This is a genomic window from Vibrio sp. 1288 (assembly GCF_033344475.1).
In genome coordinates this window covers 1-633 of sequence record NZ_JAWPOX010000686.1, presented here as the reverse complement: position 1 = coordinate 633, position 633 = coordinate 1, and the positions used below count along the sequence as shown (strand labels likewise).

Annotated in this window: 1 protein-coding gene; it reads left to right on the top strand. The window is 45.8% G+C overall.

The genetic code is table 11. The annotated features are described in order from the left end of the window. Window positions 1-633: ABC transporter permease subunit (locus R8O11_RS28785; protein ID WP_318195063.1), on the top strand; the 633-nt coding region annotated here is incomplete at both ends.

Here is a 633-nt window from a genome sequence, read left to right as displayed (position 1 = left end):
AGCTTATTTATTCTTGTTTTAATGACGTTGGCGGTAATTGTTCTGCCGATGATCGCTCCTTATGCTTTTGACGATACTGACTGGTATGCAATGCACGTTGCGCCAAACTCTGAACACTGGTTTGGTACCGACAGTCTTGGTCGAGATTTGTACGTGCGTACTCTAATCGGCGGCCGTATCTCGCTAATGGTTGGCGTGATGGGTGCATTCGTAGCGGTATTGATTGGTACACTTTACGGTGCGGCTTCTGGCTTCATTGGCGGTAAAGTTGACCGCATTATGATGCGTATTCTAGAAATCTTGTACGCTGTACCGTTCATGTTCCTAGTTATCGTACTTGTTACCTTCTTCGGCCGTAACATCATTCTTATCTTCGTTGCGATTGGTGCAATCGCATGGCTGGATATGGCGCGTATCGTACGTGGTCAGACACTCAGCCTACGTAGTAAAGAGTTCATCGAAGCGGCGCATGTTTGTGGTGTAAGTAATTGGAAGATCATTACTCGCCATATTGTACCGAACGTATTAGGTATTGTAGCGGTTTACTCTACGCTTCTAATTCCGAGCATGATTCTGACCGAATCATTCCTCTCATTCCTTGGTCTTGGTGTTCAGGAACCAATGACAAGTTGG